The sequence below is a fragment of the Streptomonospora alba genome (assembly GCF_000826685.1).
GTDB classification, from domain to species: domain Bacteria; phylum Actinomycetota; class Actinomycetes; order Streptosporangiales; family Streptosporangiaceae; genus Streptomonospora; species Streptomonospora alba.
The window spans coordinates 1-14,751 of sequence record NZ_JROO01000034.1 but is presented as its reverse complement, the minus strand read 5'-3'; the positions used below and the strand labels follow the sequence as shown (position 1 = coordinate 14,751).

Here is a 14,751-nt window from a genome sequence, read left to right as displayed (position 1 = left end):
TCGGCCTGTGGTCCGCAATCGAGACCACGACCGTGGTCTCGATCGTGTCCGCATTGGACGCTTCGGTTGGAGGATTCCATGACCACCGTTGCCGAGACTGCTCCCACCACAACAGGCGCGGCGCTGTTCGCCGCTTCCCGCGCAGAACTGGCCGCTGCGCTGACCACCGTAGGCATGGCGGTTTCCCCACGTCCCGCGGTTCCCGTGCTGGCCGGCGTGCTGCTGGAGTCCGACGGCACCGACCTGATGGTGCGCGGCTACGACTTCGAGACAGCCGTCAGCGTCCGCCTGGAGGGTGCCGCGGTTGCGCCCGGGCGGCTGCTGGTGAACCACGCCGAGCTGAGCAAACTGCTCAAGGCGCTGGTGAAAGGGCTGAGCAAGCGTGAAGCCGACCGCGCCCGGGTGCGTGTGCGCGCCGAGGATGCCGCATCCGCCACCGTCGAGGTCGCCGGTACGACGGTGCCGCTGGAGCTGCTGCCGTTGGAGGACTACCCGGACCTGCCGGCCGAACCGCCGCTGTTGGCGCGTGCCGACCGCACCCACCTTGCCGGCGAGTGCCAACGCGTGCTGCGCGCGTGCGGCAGTGACGACACCCTTCCGATGCTCGCCGGAGTGAAGCTCGACCCCGGACCCGACGGGCTCACGCTGGCAACCACCGACCGCTACCGCATCGCCGTGGGACATGTCGGCGCCCACGTCGAGGAGGAGCGCATCCCCGCCGACGGGGTCCTGGCGCCGGGCCGACTGGTCGGCAGGGTGCTGGCCAAACTCGACGCTGACCAGGTGCGCATCGGCCACGCCGCGGAAGGGCTCACCGAGGTGGTCTCGCTGGCCGCGGGAGCGGTGACGGTGGTGATGCGCACGATCCCCGCGGAGTTCCCTGCCTACAGCCGATTCCTGCCCCACAGCGCCGCGGCCACGGTCGTGGCCGACCGGGCCGCGCTGCTGGCCCAGATCACCCGGGCTGCGGCCGTGCTGGAGGCCAAGGGCCATCGCGCCAACCCCGTCATGGTCACCGTCGCCGACGGAGCGGTCACCGCCGCGCCGCAGCTGGCGGAGGGCACCGACCGCGTGCGCACGCCCGCGCTCGAGGCCGACGTCACCGGCATCGACGAGCCGCTCTGTGTGGGTCTGGGCCCGCGGTTCGTGGTCGATGCCCTGGAGAGCTTCACCGGCCAAACCGTGACGCTGCACCTGCAGGCGCCCACCAAGCCCGTGCTGCTCACCGACACCCCCAAAGGCATCAGCGACCCCACGGCGTTTCGCCACCTGCTGATGCCTATCCGCCTGAGCTGACCACCGCGCCCGGGCCCGTGCCCCGCCGGCACGGGCCCGGGCCGCCGCACTGCCGTTTCCCACCGCGCATGCTGCGAGGTATCCGCCATGCCCACCAGTCCCAAGCGGCGCGGACTCAGCCCGGAACAGCGCCGCGAACGTCTCAACCACGCCCACGAACAACTGCAGTCGGCCGTGGAGAACCTGACCAGCAGCCACGGATGGCACGCCATGCTGAGCGCGCGGGCGTGGCTGCGCCGCTACTCGCTCAACAACCTGCTGCTGATCATGGAGCAGTACCCCGAGGCCACCGACGTGCGCCCCCTCAAGCAGTGGAACCAGGTCGGCCGTCGGGTCCGCAAAGGAGAAAAGACGATCCGGATCCTGGCGCCGCTGCGCTACCGGAGCGAGGCCAGCGACCCCGACGCCTCCGACGACGCCGACACCAACACGAAACCGCGCTTTGAAGTGCGGGGATTCACCACCGCCGGCGTCTTCGACGTTGCCCAAACCGAAGGCACCGAACTCCCCGACGCCTCCGCGGCCGATCCCCAAGAGCTGCGCGGCCTGGCACCCGCGGCGCTATGGGGCCAGGTGGCCACACAGATCACCCGCCGCGGCTACGGGATCGAACGCGGCGACTGCGGCCCGGCCTACGGCCACGTTGACTTCACCGCACGCACCGTGCGCGTGCGTGAAGGCGTGGAGGAGGCTCAAGCGGTCAAGACCCTCACCCACGAGCTCGCCCACATCGTCTGCGAGCACGACACCCGCCCCGAGGCCAGCCGCGAACGCAGGGAAGTCGAAGCCGAATCCGTGGCCTGCCTGGTTGCCAACCTCGCCGGGCTGGACTCCTTGCCCTACTCGGTGCCCTACGTCGCCGGCTGGGCCGGCGATGCCGCCACCGCCCACGCCAGCGCCGAACGCGTCATGGCCGCAGCCGATGAGATCACCGCCGCGCTGCAGCACGCGGCCCCATCCGCGACCTGACCCCGCACCGGCGCGGGAGCCGGGCGCCTGGCACCCGGCTCCCGCCCCTCTCCCTGCGTGCAAAGGAGCCCACCGATGGCTGTGCTCACCGTCGAAGTCTTCGCCCTGGCCGACGAGGACGCCACACCCCTGACCCAGCCCCAGCAGTACGGCGTGAGCAAACGCCTCGCCCCCGCCATGGCGCCGCTGCGCCGGCGCTGTGGCACCGACCTCGTCGTCCTGAGCTGCACCCTCACCCCCTACGACGACGGCGTCTTCGTCCACGCCCTCTGCGTGGCCCCCTCCGCCAGCACCGCAACCGAGGCCATCGCCCACGAACTCAGCGTCGCCATGGCCGCCGAACCGGCCTTCTTCGACACCTGGGCGCTGTATACGGGCCAGACCTGCATCCACTCCAGCGACAACTAACCGGCACCCCCGACGCCGGAACCGCTACCGACACCGCGTCGCCCCGCCAGCTGCTCAACCACGCGAGGAGATACACATGATCACCCTCGTCCACACCGGCGTGCAGGTGCCCCACACCCGCATCCGGGTCACCGAACTCCACCAGCTCGAAACCCCCACCGGCGTCGCCTGGACGGCACCCCTGTGCGAGCAGGACCGGCGGCTCGGCACCATCACCGGCCACCCCAACGGCGGAGCCATCCACTTCCAACCCCGCGACCGCCAGGCACGCGACCTGGTCGAGGACTTCATCGCCCAATGCCGCAACCGCGAGAACCAGCTCCTCGACGAGGACGCCGTCCTCACCGCCCTGACCGATGAGTACGACTACGGCGCGGTCACGGCCCGCGCCGACGCCGACCACATCCACCTCGTGCGCAGCTTCGACCAGTACGGCATCCCCGAGCTCTTCGAGCTTCAGACCATGCCGGGCGTGCCTTTCGACTACCGGCTGGCCCGCGCCAGCGCACCCCAGCTTGACCTGGGACCGCGGATCGTGCGCGCCGAACTGTGGATGGGCGACCGATGGGAGGAGTTCTACCGCTCCCCGTGAAACCGCCGATCCAGGCGCCCGAGGGGAACGGACACGCCGCTGACTCAGCGGGCCCAAACAAACGGTCATCCGGGGCCGACCTGATTACGGCAGGTCGACCCCGGCCTCGCCCCAGCCGTCTCTGACACGGCCCACGTGCAGGAACCGGAGACACAGCATGTCGAATCCGCCCCCGCCACCCGCCGTAGGCGCGGCGGTGCAACCGGCCACCGGCCAGGTCATGGCCTGGATCGCCCCGGCCGGCCAACTCGCCCACCTCGTCCCGCTGCCGCCCGCACGAGCCCGGGACCTTGCGTCCCAACTCCTGGCCGCCGCTGAGGCCGCCGAACAGATCGAGGACGGTGATCACCAGTGAGTACACGCGGAGCCATCGCCCTGCCCACTCCTGAAAGCGGCTGGTGGGGCCGCTACCACCACACCGACAGCTACCCCGCCGGCCTGGGGCGCGAGCTGTACCGGCTCTATCACCACACCTTCGAGCGCGACCACACCGCGATGGCGCAAACGCTGATCGCCGATCACCCGGCCGGCTGGTCATGCCTGCTCTATCTCGGCGACGACGCCTCGGGACCGTTCACTCGCGCCGACTTCGACCTCAGCGGCTTCGTCGGCGCCTCCTCGCCGATCCGAGGGCACTACCCGGCTTGCTATTGCCACGGCCAGCGCAACGAGCCGGCCCAGCGCCTGACGTGCCGCTGCCCCCGCGACCAAAACGGCTGCGGCCCCATCGACATCGAGTGGGCCTACGTACTCACCGCGGAGGGGATGTGGGTGATCACCTCCCACACGGCCGACCACCACCGACCCGTGCACCGGTTCGTGGACCGCGTGATCTGGGAGGAGGCCGAACCGGACTGGCGCCGCATGGAACAGGACGTGCGCACCGGAGCCCTCCCCGCTGGCGATGACGTCGCATCGCCCAGCCGGCAGGCCTCATCCGACTGACGCTCGACGATCTGGGGCATCCGCAGGGAGGCAGGAGTGCGTACGCACGAGGCGCCTCGTGCGTACGCACCGGCCACGGAGAGCCGCGGCGCGGTTCCGGATGGGTCCACAGAGACGCGTCACAGACGCTCTCAATCACGGAAACGCCAAGACAGCGAATCAGGGGCCACCCTGCAGCGCAACACGACGCCATCTCCAGCGCGGCGCCACAGCGGCGTCCGCAGACCTGGGATGGGGAGGCGGAAACGAAGAAACCCGACAGGGCAAGCTGTAGAACATGGCTCGGCCCAAAAGAAGGAGTGGCCGGTCGGAACCGGCCACTCCCTGGTCACTACCAATGTTGACTAGACGAAAGGTGAGATGACCAGCTCCAATCTTAGCGCTTACGGCCTGCCTGTATAGCCGGTGAAGAACCGGTAGCGCCTGCTGCCGACCCGGGAGGTCGGCACGGTGATCGAGCATGACCGGCGCCCGGGCTCGCGGGTCACGCTCGGGCGGTGGTATCCGTGGTCTCCAGGCGGGCGAGGGCGCCGACCATCCACACCTGCTCCGAGCTGTAGTACGGCTCGTCGCTGCGTGGGCGCCAGTCGCCCAGATGCACCAGGCCGGGCTCCAGCAGTGTGGTGCCGGAGAAGAATCGCCGGATTTCGGAGAGGGAACGGGACTGGCCGGGCGAGCTCGTGGACTCGTAGACCCGCTGCAGGTACCGGGCGCGCTCGGGATGGGTGTCGTGCTCGATGTGGCTGATCGCCACACAGGAGCCGGCCGGCAGATGATCCAGGTAGCGCCGCATGAGGGCGTAGGGCTGCTGGTCGTCGGTGAGGAAGTGCAGCATCGACACCAGCAGGAGCCCGACCGGGCGCCCGAGGTCCAAACGTCCGGTCAGTTCGGGGTGGGCGAAGATCGTCTCCGGTTCGCGCATGTCGGCCTCGACGACCCCGGTGATGTCGGGCCTCTCAGCCAGCAGTGCCTCGGCGTGCACGCGCACCACCGGGTCGTGGTCCACGTAGACCGCGCGGGTGTCGGGGTGGCGGCGTCGGGCGACCTCGTGGACGGGGCTCTGGGCCGGCAGCCCGGCGCCGATGTCCAGGAACTGATCAACTCCGAGCTCGCCCATGGCGTCCACGGCCCGGCCCATGAAGGCGCGGTTGGCGTGGGCGAGCATGCGGGTCTCGGGCACAGCCTGCAGGATCTGCTCGCCGGTCTGGCGGTCGACGGTGTAGTTGTTCTTGCCGCCCAGCATGTAGTCGTAGATCCGCGCCGAGCTGGCCGTGGTGGGATCCACCCCCGGCGGTACGTCGGGCCCGGTGGATTCGTTCACGGAGGGCTCCTAGCGATCGGTGGGGTGAGGGGAGTAGCGCTGTGGGGCCTGCCCCGTGTCGGCGCGCGGTAGAGCCCCGACAGCCGTATACACCGTAAGCGGATCGTGGGGATGCGGATCTGCCTGTGTGATGGCCGGAATCGGCCCTATTCGGATGGGCGGACGGCGCCCATGAATCGCGGGCTGTAGAAGTCGTCCTGCACGGGTTGGGTGCGCACGGTTTGCCCTGGAGACGGGGCGTTGACCATCTTCCCGTCGCCGATGTACATCGTGACGTGGCTGGGGGCGGGGCCGGGGGCGCCGGCGTCGGTGGTGTCGTAGAACAGCAGGTCCCCGGGCTGGAGCCGTTGCGGGCTGACGCGGCGGCCAGCTTGATATTGGTCGGTGGTGACGCGGGGGATGTCCACGCCCGCCTGCTGCCATGCCCGCATGGTCAGCCCGGAGCAGTCGAAGGCGGCCGGTCCTTCGGCGGCCCAGACGTAGGGTTTGCCGACCTGGCGAAGCGCCCACTCGGCTGCCGCCTGACCGTGCGAACTGCCGGCGCCGCTTCCCGCGGACACCGGGATGGCGTCGAAGTCGTCGATGGCTTTCAGCACGTCATCGACGTAGGCCTGGCTGTGGTTGTAGCGGTACAGCGCGTCGGCGAGCGCCTCGCGGTCGGTGAAGTCGACGCCGTCCTGGCCGGCGCTCAGGCACAGTTCCCGCGCGCTGGCCAGCGCCGAGTCGTAGGCGTTGTGCGGGTCTTTGACGCCGTCGCCGTTGCCGTCGGCGCCGTAGGTGTCCCAGCCCGAGGGCAGGTGTTGATTGGGGCCTACCGCGCGGTCGTATTCGGTGTCGCCGTCCCATGTGCCGTTGTCGGTGTCGTAGTGCGGGGTCAGATTGCCGCCGACGCCGGAGCCGTCCAGCCGGGGTCCGATCATGGGCGGGGACACGTCGCCGTTGTCGGCGATGTCGTGGCCGGCCAGCAGTGAGGACTCGATCTTGCCGATGCCGGCGAGGATCTGCCACCGCATCCCCGAGCACTGCGGCTGGGTCGCGTGCAGCCTGGCCGCGGCGCCGGCGTAGGCGTCCAGCAGCGTGTCCGGCACTCCTGCGACCTCCTCGGGCGCTGCTGTGGTGGTGGGGGAGGAGACGGCGGTGAGGGCGGAGACGGCCACGGCGGGAACGAGCAGGGCTGCGGCGCCCAAAGCGACGCCGCAGCCGAGGCTATCCAACGGCCTCCTCCTCGTCGTCCCAGGCGGGCAGCATCGGCTGCTCGGCGGTGTGGTCGGAGACCAAGTCGACGAGGCGGCGCGGGTGCATATGAGGGTCGTCGGCGCGCACCCACACCGCCTCGGCCGGGTGGGCGTCGTGGGTGGCGGTGGCCACCGCCACGGCGGGGCGGGATCCGAGGGCGCGGCGCAGGTGGGCTTCGCGGCGCCGGCTGGGCAGGTAAAACAGCACGACGGGGGTGGTGGCGGTGGCCTGGGCGAGTTCGCCGTAGGCGGCGACTTTGTCGACGAGGCGGCGCAGGCGTTCGGTGCCGGTGTCGTATTCGAGGAAGAAGCCCGCACTGCGGCCGGCGGTGGTCCAGGTGCCGGCGCCGTCGGGGCGGACGATGTCGCCGTAGAGGTCGGCGCACTCGGCTTCGGTCCACCAGTCCAGGTGGGGGTCGTTGGTCCCGGTGCGGGTGTGGGCGTAGAGGTCGACGAAGACCTGGTTGAGGCCGCGCAGGTGGCCCAGTGCGGCGGAGGTGGCCGGGGCCAGGGCGCGGTCGCGCCGGTAGCCGAACTCGCGCAGGTTCATGCCGTGTTCGGCGGCGAGGATTTCGGCGCCGGGGGTGTCGAGGACGTAGTGCCAGGGGGCGCCGCCGCGGGGGTTCCAGGGGCGGATCCGGTCGAGGGCGCGTAGGCGGTGCAGGGTGGCCAGGCGCTGTTTGGCGGTGTTGTAGGAGTTCCAGCCCAGGGCGGTGAGCTGGTCGGTGGTTAGGACCTTGTGGCGCCAGACCAGGCGCATGATGTGGCGGTCGCGCTCGGTCAGGCGAGCCGCGAGCGTCTTGATGACCTCGGGCGAGCTGCGGGGGCGGATGGGGGCGTGGTGGTCGGGGCGCAGCACAACGGACAACGGGTTCGCCTCCTTCGCACAGCGGGATGTACGGGCTACTGGGGTTGGTGGGTGTGGTTGGTGCGGGCGGCTTTGCGCACGGCGGTGGCCCGCCCGCGGGTGGGTGCGGGCAGGGGGCGGGTGCGCAGGGTGAAAGCCGGTGTCAGGGCGCCGTGGGCGACCAGGCGGGTGGCGGCCTGAAACTTCGCCAAGTGGGACAGGTCGTGTTCGCCGAGTTCGGGCTGGACGTGGCGGGCCAGGGCGCGGGCGTCTTCGGGGGAGACGTCGAAGAAGATCTTGGAGCGGGCGTTGGTGGAGGTGGCCTCGCGCAGTTCGCGGGGCAGTTGGGCCAGGTCCTGGTGGGCGATGGTGAGCCCGGCGCGGTAGGCGCGGGCTTCGGCGAGCATGTCGCCCAGCCCGTAGGGCAGGGTCAGGAAGTTGTGTGCCTCGTCTAGATAGAGGTTGATGTCGCGGCGTTGGGCTTCGCGCTGGCCGGCCCGGGCCAGGACCCCTTGCCATACCTGGGCCAGCACGAGCGAACCCAGCAGGGAGCTGGTGTCTTCGCCGAGCACGCCTTTGGGCAGGCGGGCGATGATGATCGCGTCCTCATCCAGCAGGGGTGCCAGGTTCAGGCTGCGCTGCGGGCGGGCGGCCAGCAGGTTGCGGGCGAAGTCGCGCAGCAGCACCGCGCGGAGTTTGTTCATCAGCGGCGCGGTGGCATGGGCGCGGGCCGGCTCGGACAGGCCTTCGTACCAGGACCAGAACCCGGCCAGTACCGAGGTGGCCTCCAGGTGGGCGGTGGCGCGGCGGCGGAAGCTGCTGTTGTCGAGGAGCTTGGGGATGTTGGCCAAGCTGGCCTGCGGGGTTCCGGCGAGGGTGAGTACGGCCGAGCGCAGGATGTCGTCGGTGCGCGGTCCCCAGGAGTCGGCGAAGATGCGCTGGAACACCCCGGTGATGGTGTCGGCGGTGCGCACCGGATCATCACCGGCTAGCACGTTGAGCGCGGGCGGGGCCGCGTCGTCGTCGGGGTCGATCAGCACGACCCGGCCCATCGCGTGTTCGGGGATGCGGGGAAGCAGGAGGTCGGATTCGCCCTTGGGTTCGATCATCACCAGCCCGCGGCCTTTGGCGATGTCGTTCAGGGCCATGTTCATCAGCAGGGTGGTTTTTCCGGTGCCGGTTCCGCCGATGATGTGGGTGTGCTGGCGCGCATCGGCGGCGTGTTGGGCGATGGTGCGCCGCTCGGACTGCTCGACCACCCCCAGCAGCCGCGCCTGCGGGCCGTCGGCAGCCACCTGGGGCGGGGGCGGAACCGGGCGGGCCGGCGCGCGCTGCAGCCCCGGCACGGTCTCATCGAGCGGCAGGTGCGCCACGGCGGCCAGTTCGGCGGCGGTGAGCAGGTCGCCGTGGCCCATGAAGCGCACCGACGCCAGCCACCGCGGGGCCAGCAGCATCCGGCGGCGCTGGTAGTGGTTGTAGCCGCTGAAGACCGCGAAGGCCGCGGCCAAGGCGTGGGAGCGGCCGCGGCGCGCCTGGCGAGCCTGCTCACCGTCGCCGGAGGAGGAGATGAGGTAGCGGACGTGGGTCTCCAGCCGCGGCTGGGTGGCCTTGTGCACGATCGCGCGGATCTCGCTGGAGGCCTCCGGCGAGGGCCCGTGCCGGCGCGGCCGGTGGCCGGGGGCAAAAGGGTCGGCGGTTTCCGGGGTGGTCTGGCGCAGCCGGTGGGCGGCGCGGCCTGCGCGGCGCAGCCGGGCCCCGGTGATGGGGCGCACGGCGACCTGCACGAGGATCTCCTCGTCGCCGACGAGGTCGCCGGCCGCGCCGATCAGCGCGCGCACCGGGTCTTCGTCGTAGCCGGTCTCGATGGGGTAGTGGTCGGGGCGCGCGAGCCGGACCCGGCCGCCCCGCACGTGCTGGTCGGTCTCGGGCGGGGGGACGGGGCGGGTGGTGACCGCGGCGCCGGGCCAGGAGGACGTGATCGCGCGCTCGACCAGACCGGGCGGGGTGGGGCCGGGGATCCACATGCGGATGCGCATCCCGCTGGTGGTCATGGCGTATTCCCACACCACGTGGGGTTGGCCCAGCAGCAGCCGTTTCCAGGCGGGGCGCAGGGTGCCCAGCATCTGGCGCCACAAGTGCACCGCGCCGGCCATGTCGCTTTCGGGCGGGGGCAGGATCTCGATGAGGCGGGCATCGCGAGCCCAGCGACGGTGCCGCAGCCATGCGGCCCCGGATCGCAGGGCCAGCAGCGCCGAGACTGCAGCCAGGCCCGTCGTCAGCAGCAACCAGCCGTAGGTCGAGACGGCGAATATCAGGAGCTCGGCCAGCACGGCGGGCAGGCGACCCAGCTCGGCGAGGTGGCCAGTCACAGCAGGTCGTCCTCCTCGGCGGTGTCGACGTCCAGTTCTGCGGCGCCCTCGTCGGGGCGGACGGGATAGGCGAACTCGGCCGGATTGGTCGTGACGAGCTGGTGTTCGGCTTGGCTGGCGACCACGCGGAAGGCCACCCGGCGCTGGCCGCTGCACAGCAACGCATCCCCAGGTGAAGCGGTGAGCAGGTGCTGGCGTTCGCCCTCGGACAGGGCGAAGGATTCGGCGATCTGGTCGATGGCCTGGGGCGCCTGGCGCATCAGGATCTGGGTGGCGGAGTTGGCGACGACGGCTTTGCCCAGCTCGGAGCCGAGTACGTCGGCGGCGTCCTGGGTGGCGACGGTGAGCCCCACCCACCTTTTGCGCGCTGCTTTGGCCAGGCGGAACAGGAACTTCGCGCCCTCGGGTTCGGACATGAGCAGCCAGCCTTCATCCACCAGCACCATGCGGGGGTGGTCGGGGGTGGAATCGGCGACGGTGCGCCAGATCGCATCCAGCGCCAGCAGGGTTCCGGTGGCCTTGAGCTCGTCGGGCAGATCCCGCAGCGACCACGACACGAGATGGCCGGAAGGCCGCTGGGTCGTGGGGGAGCGAAACAGCTCGCTGTAGGAGCCGGATACGTAGGGTGCGAGTTGGACGGCGAGGTCCTGGCCGTGCTCGTCGCCCTCGTTCTCCAGGGTGGCGACCAGGTCGGCCAGCAGCGGGGCGGGACGGTTCCAGGTGCGCTCGTCGGCGGTGATTCCCGCTGCCCGGTAGGTGGCGATCAGCGCCTGGTCCAGGGCGGCGCGCTGGCGCGGGCCCAGGGGACCGCCGAGCATGACCGCGAGCAGGGTGTGCAGGAACAACGCCCGCCGGGACAGCGCGTCGCGCTGGGCGTTGGCATCCAGTGCCAGGTCCAGGGGGTTGAGGTGCACCCCGGGTTCGCCCAGGCCGATGGTGGTGCCGCCGACTGCGTCGGTCAGGCGGGTGTATTCGTCCTCGGGGTCGATGACCGCGGCCGTGATCCCGGCGTACATGCTGCGCAGCAGATCGAGTTTGCAGAAGTAGGATTTGCCGGCGCCGGAGCGGGCCAACACGACGGTGTTGTAGGTGTCCAGCGCCCACCGGTCCCAGACCACCACCCCGGAGGAGTCGGCGTTGAGGCCGTAGAGGACCGCGGTGGGCGAGGTCTCGACCGCCAGGTCGGGGGAGGCGAACGGATAGGCGGCCGAGAGCGCGTGGGTGTCCATGCTGCGGCGCTGGCCCAGTAGATCCACGCCCGCCGGCAGCGCCGTGACCCACCCCTGGAGTTGGCGGTAGGAGGCGGGGCGGGCGTCGATCAGCATGGAGGAGGCCAGCGACTGGACGTGGCCGACCTCCTCCTCCAGCTCCTCCTCGGAGGCGGCGTGGACGGTGACCGACAACCCGACGCGAAACAGCTTGCCGTCGCCGCGGGCCAGGGAGGCGGCCATGTCGCGGGCGTCGGCGGCGGCCACTTCGGACTCGAAGTCCTCCAGCTTGCCCTGCTCGGCCCCGGTCTGGTTGGAGGATTCCAGCCGGGCCATCTGGCGGCGCAGCCGGTCGGCGGCCACCTTCGGCGGCACCGGTTCCACATGTAGGGACACATCCAGGCGGCCGGGGTAGGTCAGCAGCGGCTCCAGCCAGGCGTGGCCCACCTCGGCCGGATAGCCGGTCACGACGAAGGAGGCCGCGGCGCCCTCGCCCAGGAGCATGCGGCGCGGTCCGATCTCGACCTCAGCGTCAACGGGGCCCGACCTGGTCGCCGACCGGTGCGCCCGCCGCGGTCGGAACAGTCGCCGCATGGCTTAGCCCTCCTCCTGTTGTTCGGTTTCAGGGCCGGCGATCACGGCATCGGGGGAGGCGAGATCCTCCGGGGCGACACCGCCGGTGCGGGTGGGGTCGGCCGCTGCGGCGAGCACCGCGGCAGCCGCGCCTCCGTCAAGGGGCGTGGCGGTGCTGCCGGCACCAGCCAGCGCCCGGGCGGCATCATCGGCCCGGCGCTTGAGCGTTGCCGCCTGCTGCCGGGCAGTGCCGGAGGCCTCCCGCAGCACCAGCAGCACCCGGCGATACAGCAGGGTGTGGGAGGCGGCCAGGTCGCTGAGGTAGTCGGCGTGTTCGCGGGCGGCCTGTTCCAGTGCCGGATGCGGCAAATCGGGTGCCGTGGCATCGAGGGCGGCAACCAGGGGGTCCAGCCGTACCGATTCGGCCCGCACCAGGATCTGCACCGGGGTGGCCAGGGAGTTGAGGTAGGAGGCGAACCCGGCCACCAGGGCGGCGCGTTCTTCCTCAGTGCGCAGCCCGACGTTGACCGTCGAGCAGTCGAGGATGAGGGCGGCGCCGTGCTCGCCCAGGTCAATGACGCCGTCGTCGCCAATCGCCGCCACCGGCAACTCCAAGGGTGCGGGCAGCGGCCCGGGGCGGGCACTGATCCAGGAGGGCACCTCGGCGGCGGCAGGGGCGGTGGTCGAGCGCCGCTTGGGGGAGCGCAGGAAACCCACCGCGGCCACCAGGAGGCGGTCGAGGCTGAGTCCGTCGCGGCGCACCAGGGCGGCTACCACCGCAGCGCCCATCACCGGCACCGCGACCGCCCCCACCACCGGGAGCGCAACGAGATCACCCACCGCGCTCCACAGCCCCCATAGGGCCAGGGCGGGGGTGGCGATGATCAGCAGTTGGCGCGCGGTCAGGTTGGCCAGCAGGGTGTCCTCGCGCTCGATGTCGGCGGGCATGCGTGCACGCACCATCAGTCGTCTCCTGCTTCGTTGTTTCGGCGGCTGGGGCGAGGGCGCGGGCGCACCGGGCGCGACCGGCGCCCCCGCGGCGGTTGCTGCGGGGGGAGGCGGACGTTTTCGGGGCGAATCGGCCGATAGCGGGCCGGATCAGGTGGCGGCGGGTGCGGGCCGGGCGGGCGGGGCCGGTGGGCGCGGATCCCGCCGGAGTACGCCCGCCCTGGGCCGGCCGATGCCGATCCCGGGCCTTGCCGGGGGCCGCGCCCGTCGGTGGTCGTGTCGCCAGCGCCCGAGCCCGGACCGGCCCCGGGCCGGCTTCCTCCGGCAGTTCCGCCGGCCGCGGAGGAGCGTGCAGGGGAAGCGCCTGGGCCGCCGCGGGGACGGTTCTGTTGCCGGCCGTTGCCGCCGGGCGGGTGGACGGTGCCGCGCAGCGGCCCCGCCGCATTGCCCGTGCCGCTGCGGCGGCGCGCGCCCCCGGTGCCGGCCGCCCCGCCCGGCTGAGCTTGGGTGCCCCTACTACCCGGGGCGCCCGCGGGGCGAGAGGAGCCGCTCTGGGCGCCGGATCCGCCTGAGGCAGCACGCCCACGCCCCGGGCCGCCCGCATTCGGACCGCCGCCTCCACCCCGGGGCGCGCCGCGGCCCCGGAGCCCACTCCCGCCTGTGCCCCCGGCTGAGGCCCCGCCCCGCGCGGCGGCAACCGCCCGTCCGATGTTGCGAAAGACCAGCAGGCTCACCGCAAGCTTGGCGCCCTTGACCACCGGCGAGGCTTGCAGATTGAACACCTGCTTGAACGCCCAGTACGGAATGCGCACCAGCACATACAGGCAGCAGATCAACAGCGCCACATCGGCCAGGGAGCCCACGGTGCCGCCCGGATCGAGAGTCTGCATCTGCTCGCGGTTGAGGAACACGGTCACCGCGATGCGCAGCACCAGGGCCTGGGCCACCTGAATGATCAGCAGCGCCGACATCGCCCGCCACCACAGCCGGGCCAGCCCATCGGTCTGGGGCAGGGCGTGGCAGGCCAGCGCGATGGGCGCGATCGCCGTCAACAGCAGCCACAGCACGATGCGGATCAGCACGGCGAAGTACAGGAACACCGCCAGGAGATTGGCCACCAGGAAGAGCAGCACGATGATGAACAGCTCGCCCTCGGGGTTGGCGATGACGCGCCCCACCGCGTGGGCGACGCTCTCGGGGTTGGCGGTCTCGCTGACCAGCCCCAGGGCGGCCCCGTTGCCGACATCGGCCATCAGCGAGCACAGGAACCAGCTGGCATTGGCGCCGATGAAGCCCAGCAGCAGCCGCGGCAGGACCTCCTTGAGGCCGGCCGAGGTCTGCACGCTCGGGTTGGTCATCACCAGCACCCCGGCCACGGTGACCACCAGCACATACACCGTGCTGGTCACCTGCTGCGAGATCCGCCAGGCGTCCTCGATGCCGGAGGTGGGCGGCGGGGTGGAGATCATCCCGACCGCGGCGGTGACCAGGCCGGCGTTGGCCATGTCGGTCACCGTCGAGATCAGCCACGTGTTGAGGGCCTCGGTGACCTTGCAGGCGTAGTCGAACGCGCCGCACTCTTGGCCAGTGGGCGGGCCCTCTTGTCCCTCGCCGTCGCCGCTGCTACCGGTGTCCTCGGGCGGGCCGGGCTCGACCCCAGGTGCGGGAGAGGGAGCAGGCGAGGCCTCAGGAGGGGAAGACGGCGCTGAGGGCTCCGGTGGTTCCGGCTCGGCACCGGGGGCGGGCTCAGGGGGTGCCGCGGCGGCAACCGCGGCATCGGCCGGTGCCGCACCCACGGCCGGGCCCACAAGCGCGGCAACCGGTGCCAGCACGACCAGCGCCGCAGCGGAGAGAACGAGCCGGGCGCGGTGGCGGGTGCGCATCCTCAGCCCAGCCCGACGAAGCCGCGCAGGATCTCCACCAGGATCGGAGCGAGGATCGCCACCCCATAGCCCAGCGCGGAGTACTTCAGCGTGTCCTTGGCCTTGCTGACCTCGCCGGGATCACCGCCGGCCAGCAGGTAGCGCAGCCCGCCGATGG

The 14,751-nt window shown here is 71.5% G+C and carries 14 protein-coding genes; 6 read left to right on the top strand and 8 right to left on the bottom strand.

The genetic code is table 11. The features are described 5' to 3' along the window. The first annotated feature begins 78 nt into the window (after positions 1 to 78). From LP52_RS17950 to LP52_RS17925, 6 genes are all read left to right on the top strand, one after another. On the top strand, positions 79 to 1,296 hold the full coding sequence (locus tag LP52_RS17950; RefSeq protein ID WP_040275197.1) for a DNA polymerase III subunit beta: 1,218 nt from the start codon (positions 79 to 81) through the stop codon (positions 1,294 to 1,296). 87 nt (positions 1,297 to 1,383) lie between these two features. Continuing rightward, complete coding sequence (locus LP52_RS17945) at positions 1,384 to 2,265, top strand: ArdC-like ssDNA-binding domain-containing protein (RefSeq protein WP_052809988.1); 882 nt, start codon at positions 1,384 to 1,386, stop codon at positions 2,263 to 2,265. Positions 2,266 to 2,340: 75 nt separating this feature from the next. Then, positions 2,341 to 2,673, top strand: coding sequence for a hypothetical protein (locus LP52_RS17940; protein ID WP_040275195.1), 333 nt, complete (start codon positions 2,341 to 2,343; stop codon positions 2,671 to 2,673). A gap of 76 nt (positions 2,674 to 2,749) precedes the next feature. Then, positions 2,750 to 3,265 (top strand): hypothetical protein, encoded by a 516-nt coding sequence (locus LP52_RS17935; RefSeq protein WP_040275194.1) that lies wholly within the window; start codon positions 2,750 to 2,752, stop codon positions 3,263 to 3,265. A gap of 157 nt (positions 3,266 to 3,422) precedes the next feature. Beyond that, positions 3,423 to 3,620: a hypothetical protein gene (locus tag LP52_RS17930; RefSeq protein WP_040275191.1), complete on the top strand. Its 198-nt coding sequence runs from the start codon at positions 3,423 to 3,425 to the stop codon at positions 3,618 to 3,620. Then, the gene (locus tag LP52_RS17925; protein WP_040275190.1) at positions 3,617 to 4,210 is read left to right on the top strand and encodes a hypothetical protein; all 594 of its coding nucleotides are present in this window, start codon (positions 3,617 to 3,619) and stop codon (positions 4,208 to 4,210) included. The genes LP52_RS17930 and LP52_RS17925 overlap by 4 nt, the downstream gene beginning before the upstream one ends. A 484-nt stretch (positions 4,211 to 4,694) precedes the next feature. On the opposite strand, the gene LP52_RS17920 is transcribed toward LP52_RS17925, so the two are convergent. From LP52_RS17920 to LP52_RS27800, 8 genes are all read right to left on the bottom strand, one after another. Then, complete coding sequence (locus tag LP52_RS17920) at positions 4,695 to 5,531, bottom strand: SAM-dependent methyltransferase (RefSeq protein ID WP_040275188.1); 837 nt, start codon at positions 5,529 to 5,531, stop codon at positions 4,695 to 4,697. Between the two features lie 146 nt (positions 5,532 to 5,677). Continuing rightward, positions 5,678 to 6,745 (bottom strand): C40 family peptidase, encoded by a 1,068-nt coding sequence (locus LP52_RS17915; protein ID WP_040275187.1) that lies wholly within the window; start codon positions 6,743 to 6,745, stop codon positions 5,678 to 5,680. Continuing rightward, positions 6,738 to 7,625, bottom strand: coding sequence for a replication-relaxation family protein (locus LP52_RS17910; RefSeq protein ID WP_238580977.1), 888 nt, complete (start codon positions 7,623 to 7,625; stop codon positions 6,738 to 6,740). Before LP52_RS17910 ends, LP52_RS17915 begins: the two co-directional genes overlap by 8 nt. Positions 7,626 to 7,669: 44 nt before the next feature. Continuing rightward, positions 7,670 to 9,982 (bottom strand): type IV secretory system conjugative DNA transfer family protein, encoded by a 2,313-nt coding sequence (locus LP52_RS17905; protein ID WP_052809987.1) that lies wholly within the window; start codon positions 9,980 to 9,982, stop codon positions 7,670 to 7,672. Further along, positions 9,979 to 11,784: a VirB4 family type IV secretion system protein gene (locus LP52_RS17900; protein WP_052809986.1), complete on the bottom strand. Its 1,806-nt coding sequence runs from the start codon at positions 11,782 to 11,784 to the stop codon at positions 9,979 to 9,981. The genes LP52_RS17905 and LP52_RS17900 overlap by 4 nt, the downstream gene beginning before the upstream one ends. Positions 11,785 to 11,787: 3 nt before the next feature. Beyond that, positions 11,788 to 12,726 (bottom strand): PrgI family protein, encoded by a 939-nt coding sequence (locus LP52_RS17895; RefSeq protein WP_040275185.1) that lies wholly within the window; start codon positions 12,724 to 12,726, stop codon positions 11,788 to 11,790. Continuing rightward, a complete protein-coding gene (locus LP52_RS25870) occupies positions 12,726 to 14,594 on the bottom strand; it encodes a hypothetical protein (protein WP_052809985.1) in 1,869 nt (622 codons plus the stop codon). The genes LP52_RS17895 and LP52_RS25870 overlap by 1 nt, the downstream gene beginning before the upstream one ends. Positions 14,595 to 14,596: 2 nt before the next feature. Beyond that, positions 14,597 to 14,740, bottom strand: a complete 144-nt coding sequence (locus LP52_RS27800; protein WP_274518825.1) for a hypothetical protein — start codon at positions 14,738 to 14,740, stop codon at positions 14,597 to 14,599. Positions 14,741 to 14,751: the final 11 nt, after the last annotated feature.

Excerpts from the sequence above, each read along its gene's own strand:
- LP52_RS17950 (WP_040275197.1), top strand. The coding sequence starts at position 79 with ATGACCACCGTTGCCGAGACTGCTCCCACCACAACAGGCGCGGCGCTG.
- LP52_RS17945 (WP_052809988.1), top strand. The coding sequence starts at position 1,384 with ATGCCCACCAGTCCCAAGCGGCGCGGACTCAGCCCGGAACAGCGCCGC.
- LP52_RS17940 (WP_040275195.1), top strand. The coding sequence starts at position 2,341 with ATGGCTGTGCTCACCGTCGAAGTCTTCGCCCTGGCCGACGAGGACGCC.
- LP52_RS17935 (WP_040275194.1), top strand. The coding sequence starts at position 2,750 with ATGATCACCCTCGTCCACACCGGCGTGCAGGTGCCCCACACCCGCATC.
- LP52_RS17930 (WP_040275191.1), top strand. The coding sequence starts at position 3,423 with ATGTCGAATCCGCCCCCGCCACCCGCCGTAGGCGCGGCGGTGCAACCG.
- LP52_RS17900 (WP_052809986.1), bottom strand. The coding sequence starts at position 11,784 with ATGCGGCGACTGTTCCGACCGCGGCGGGCGCACCGGTCGGCGACCAGG.
- LP52_RS17895 (WP_040275185.1), bottom strand. The coding sequence starts at position 12,726 with ATGGTGCGTGCACGCATGCCCGCCGACATCGAGCGCGAGGACACCCTG.
- LP52_RS25870 (WP_052809985.1), bottom strand. The coding sequence starts at position 14,594 with ATGCGCACCCGCCACCGCGCCCGGCTCGTTCTCTCCGCTGCGGCGCTG.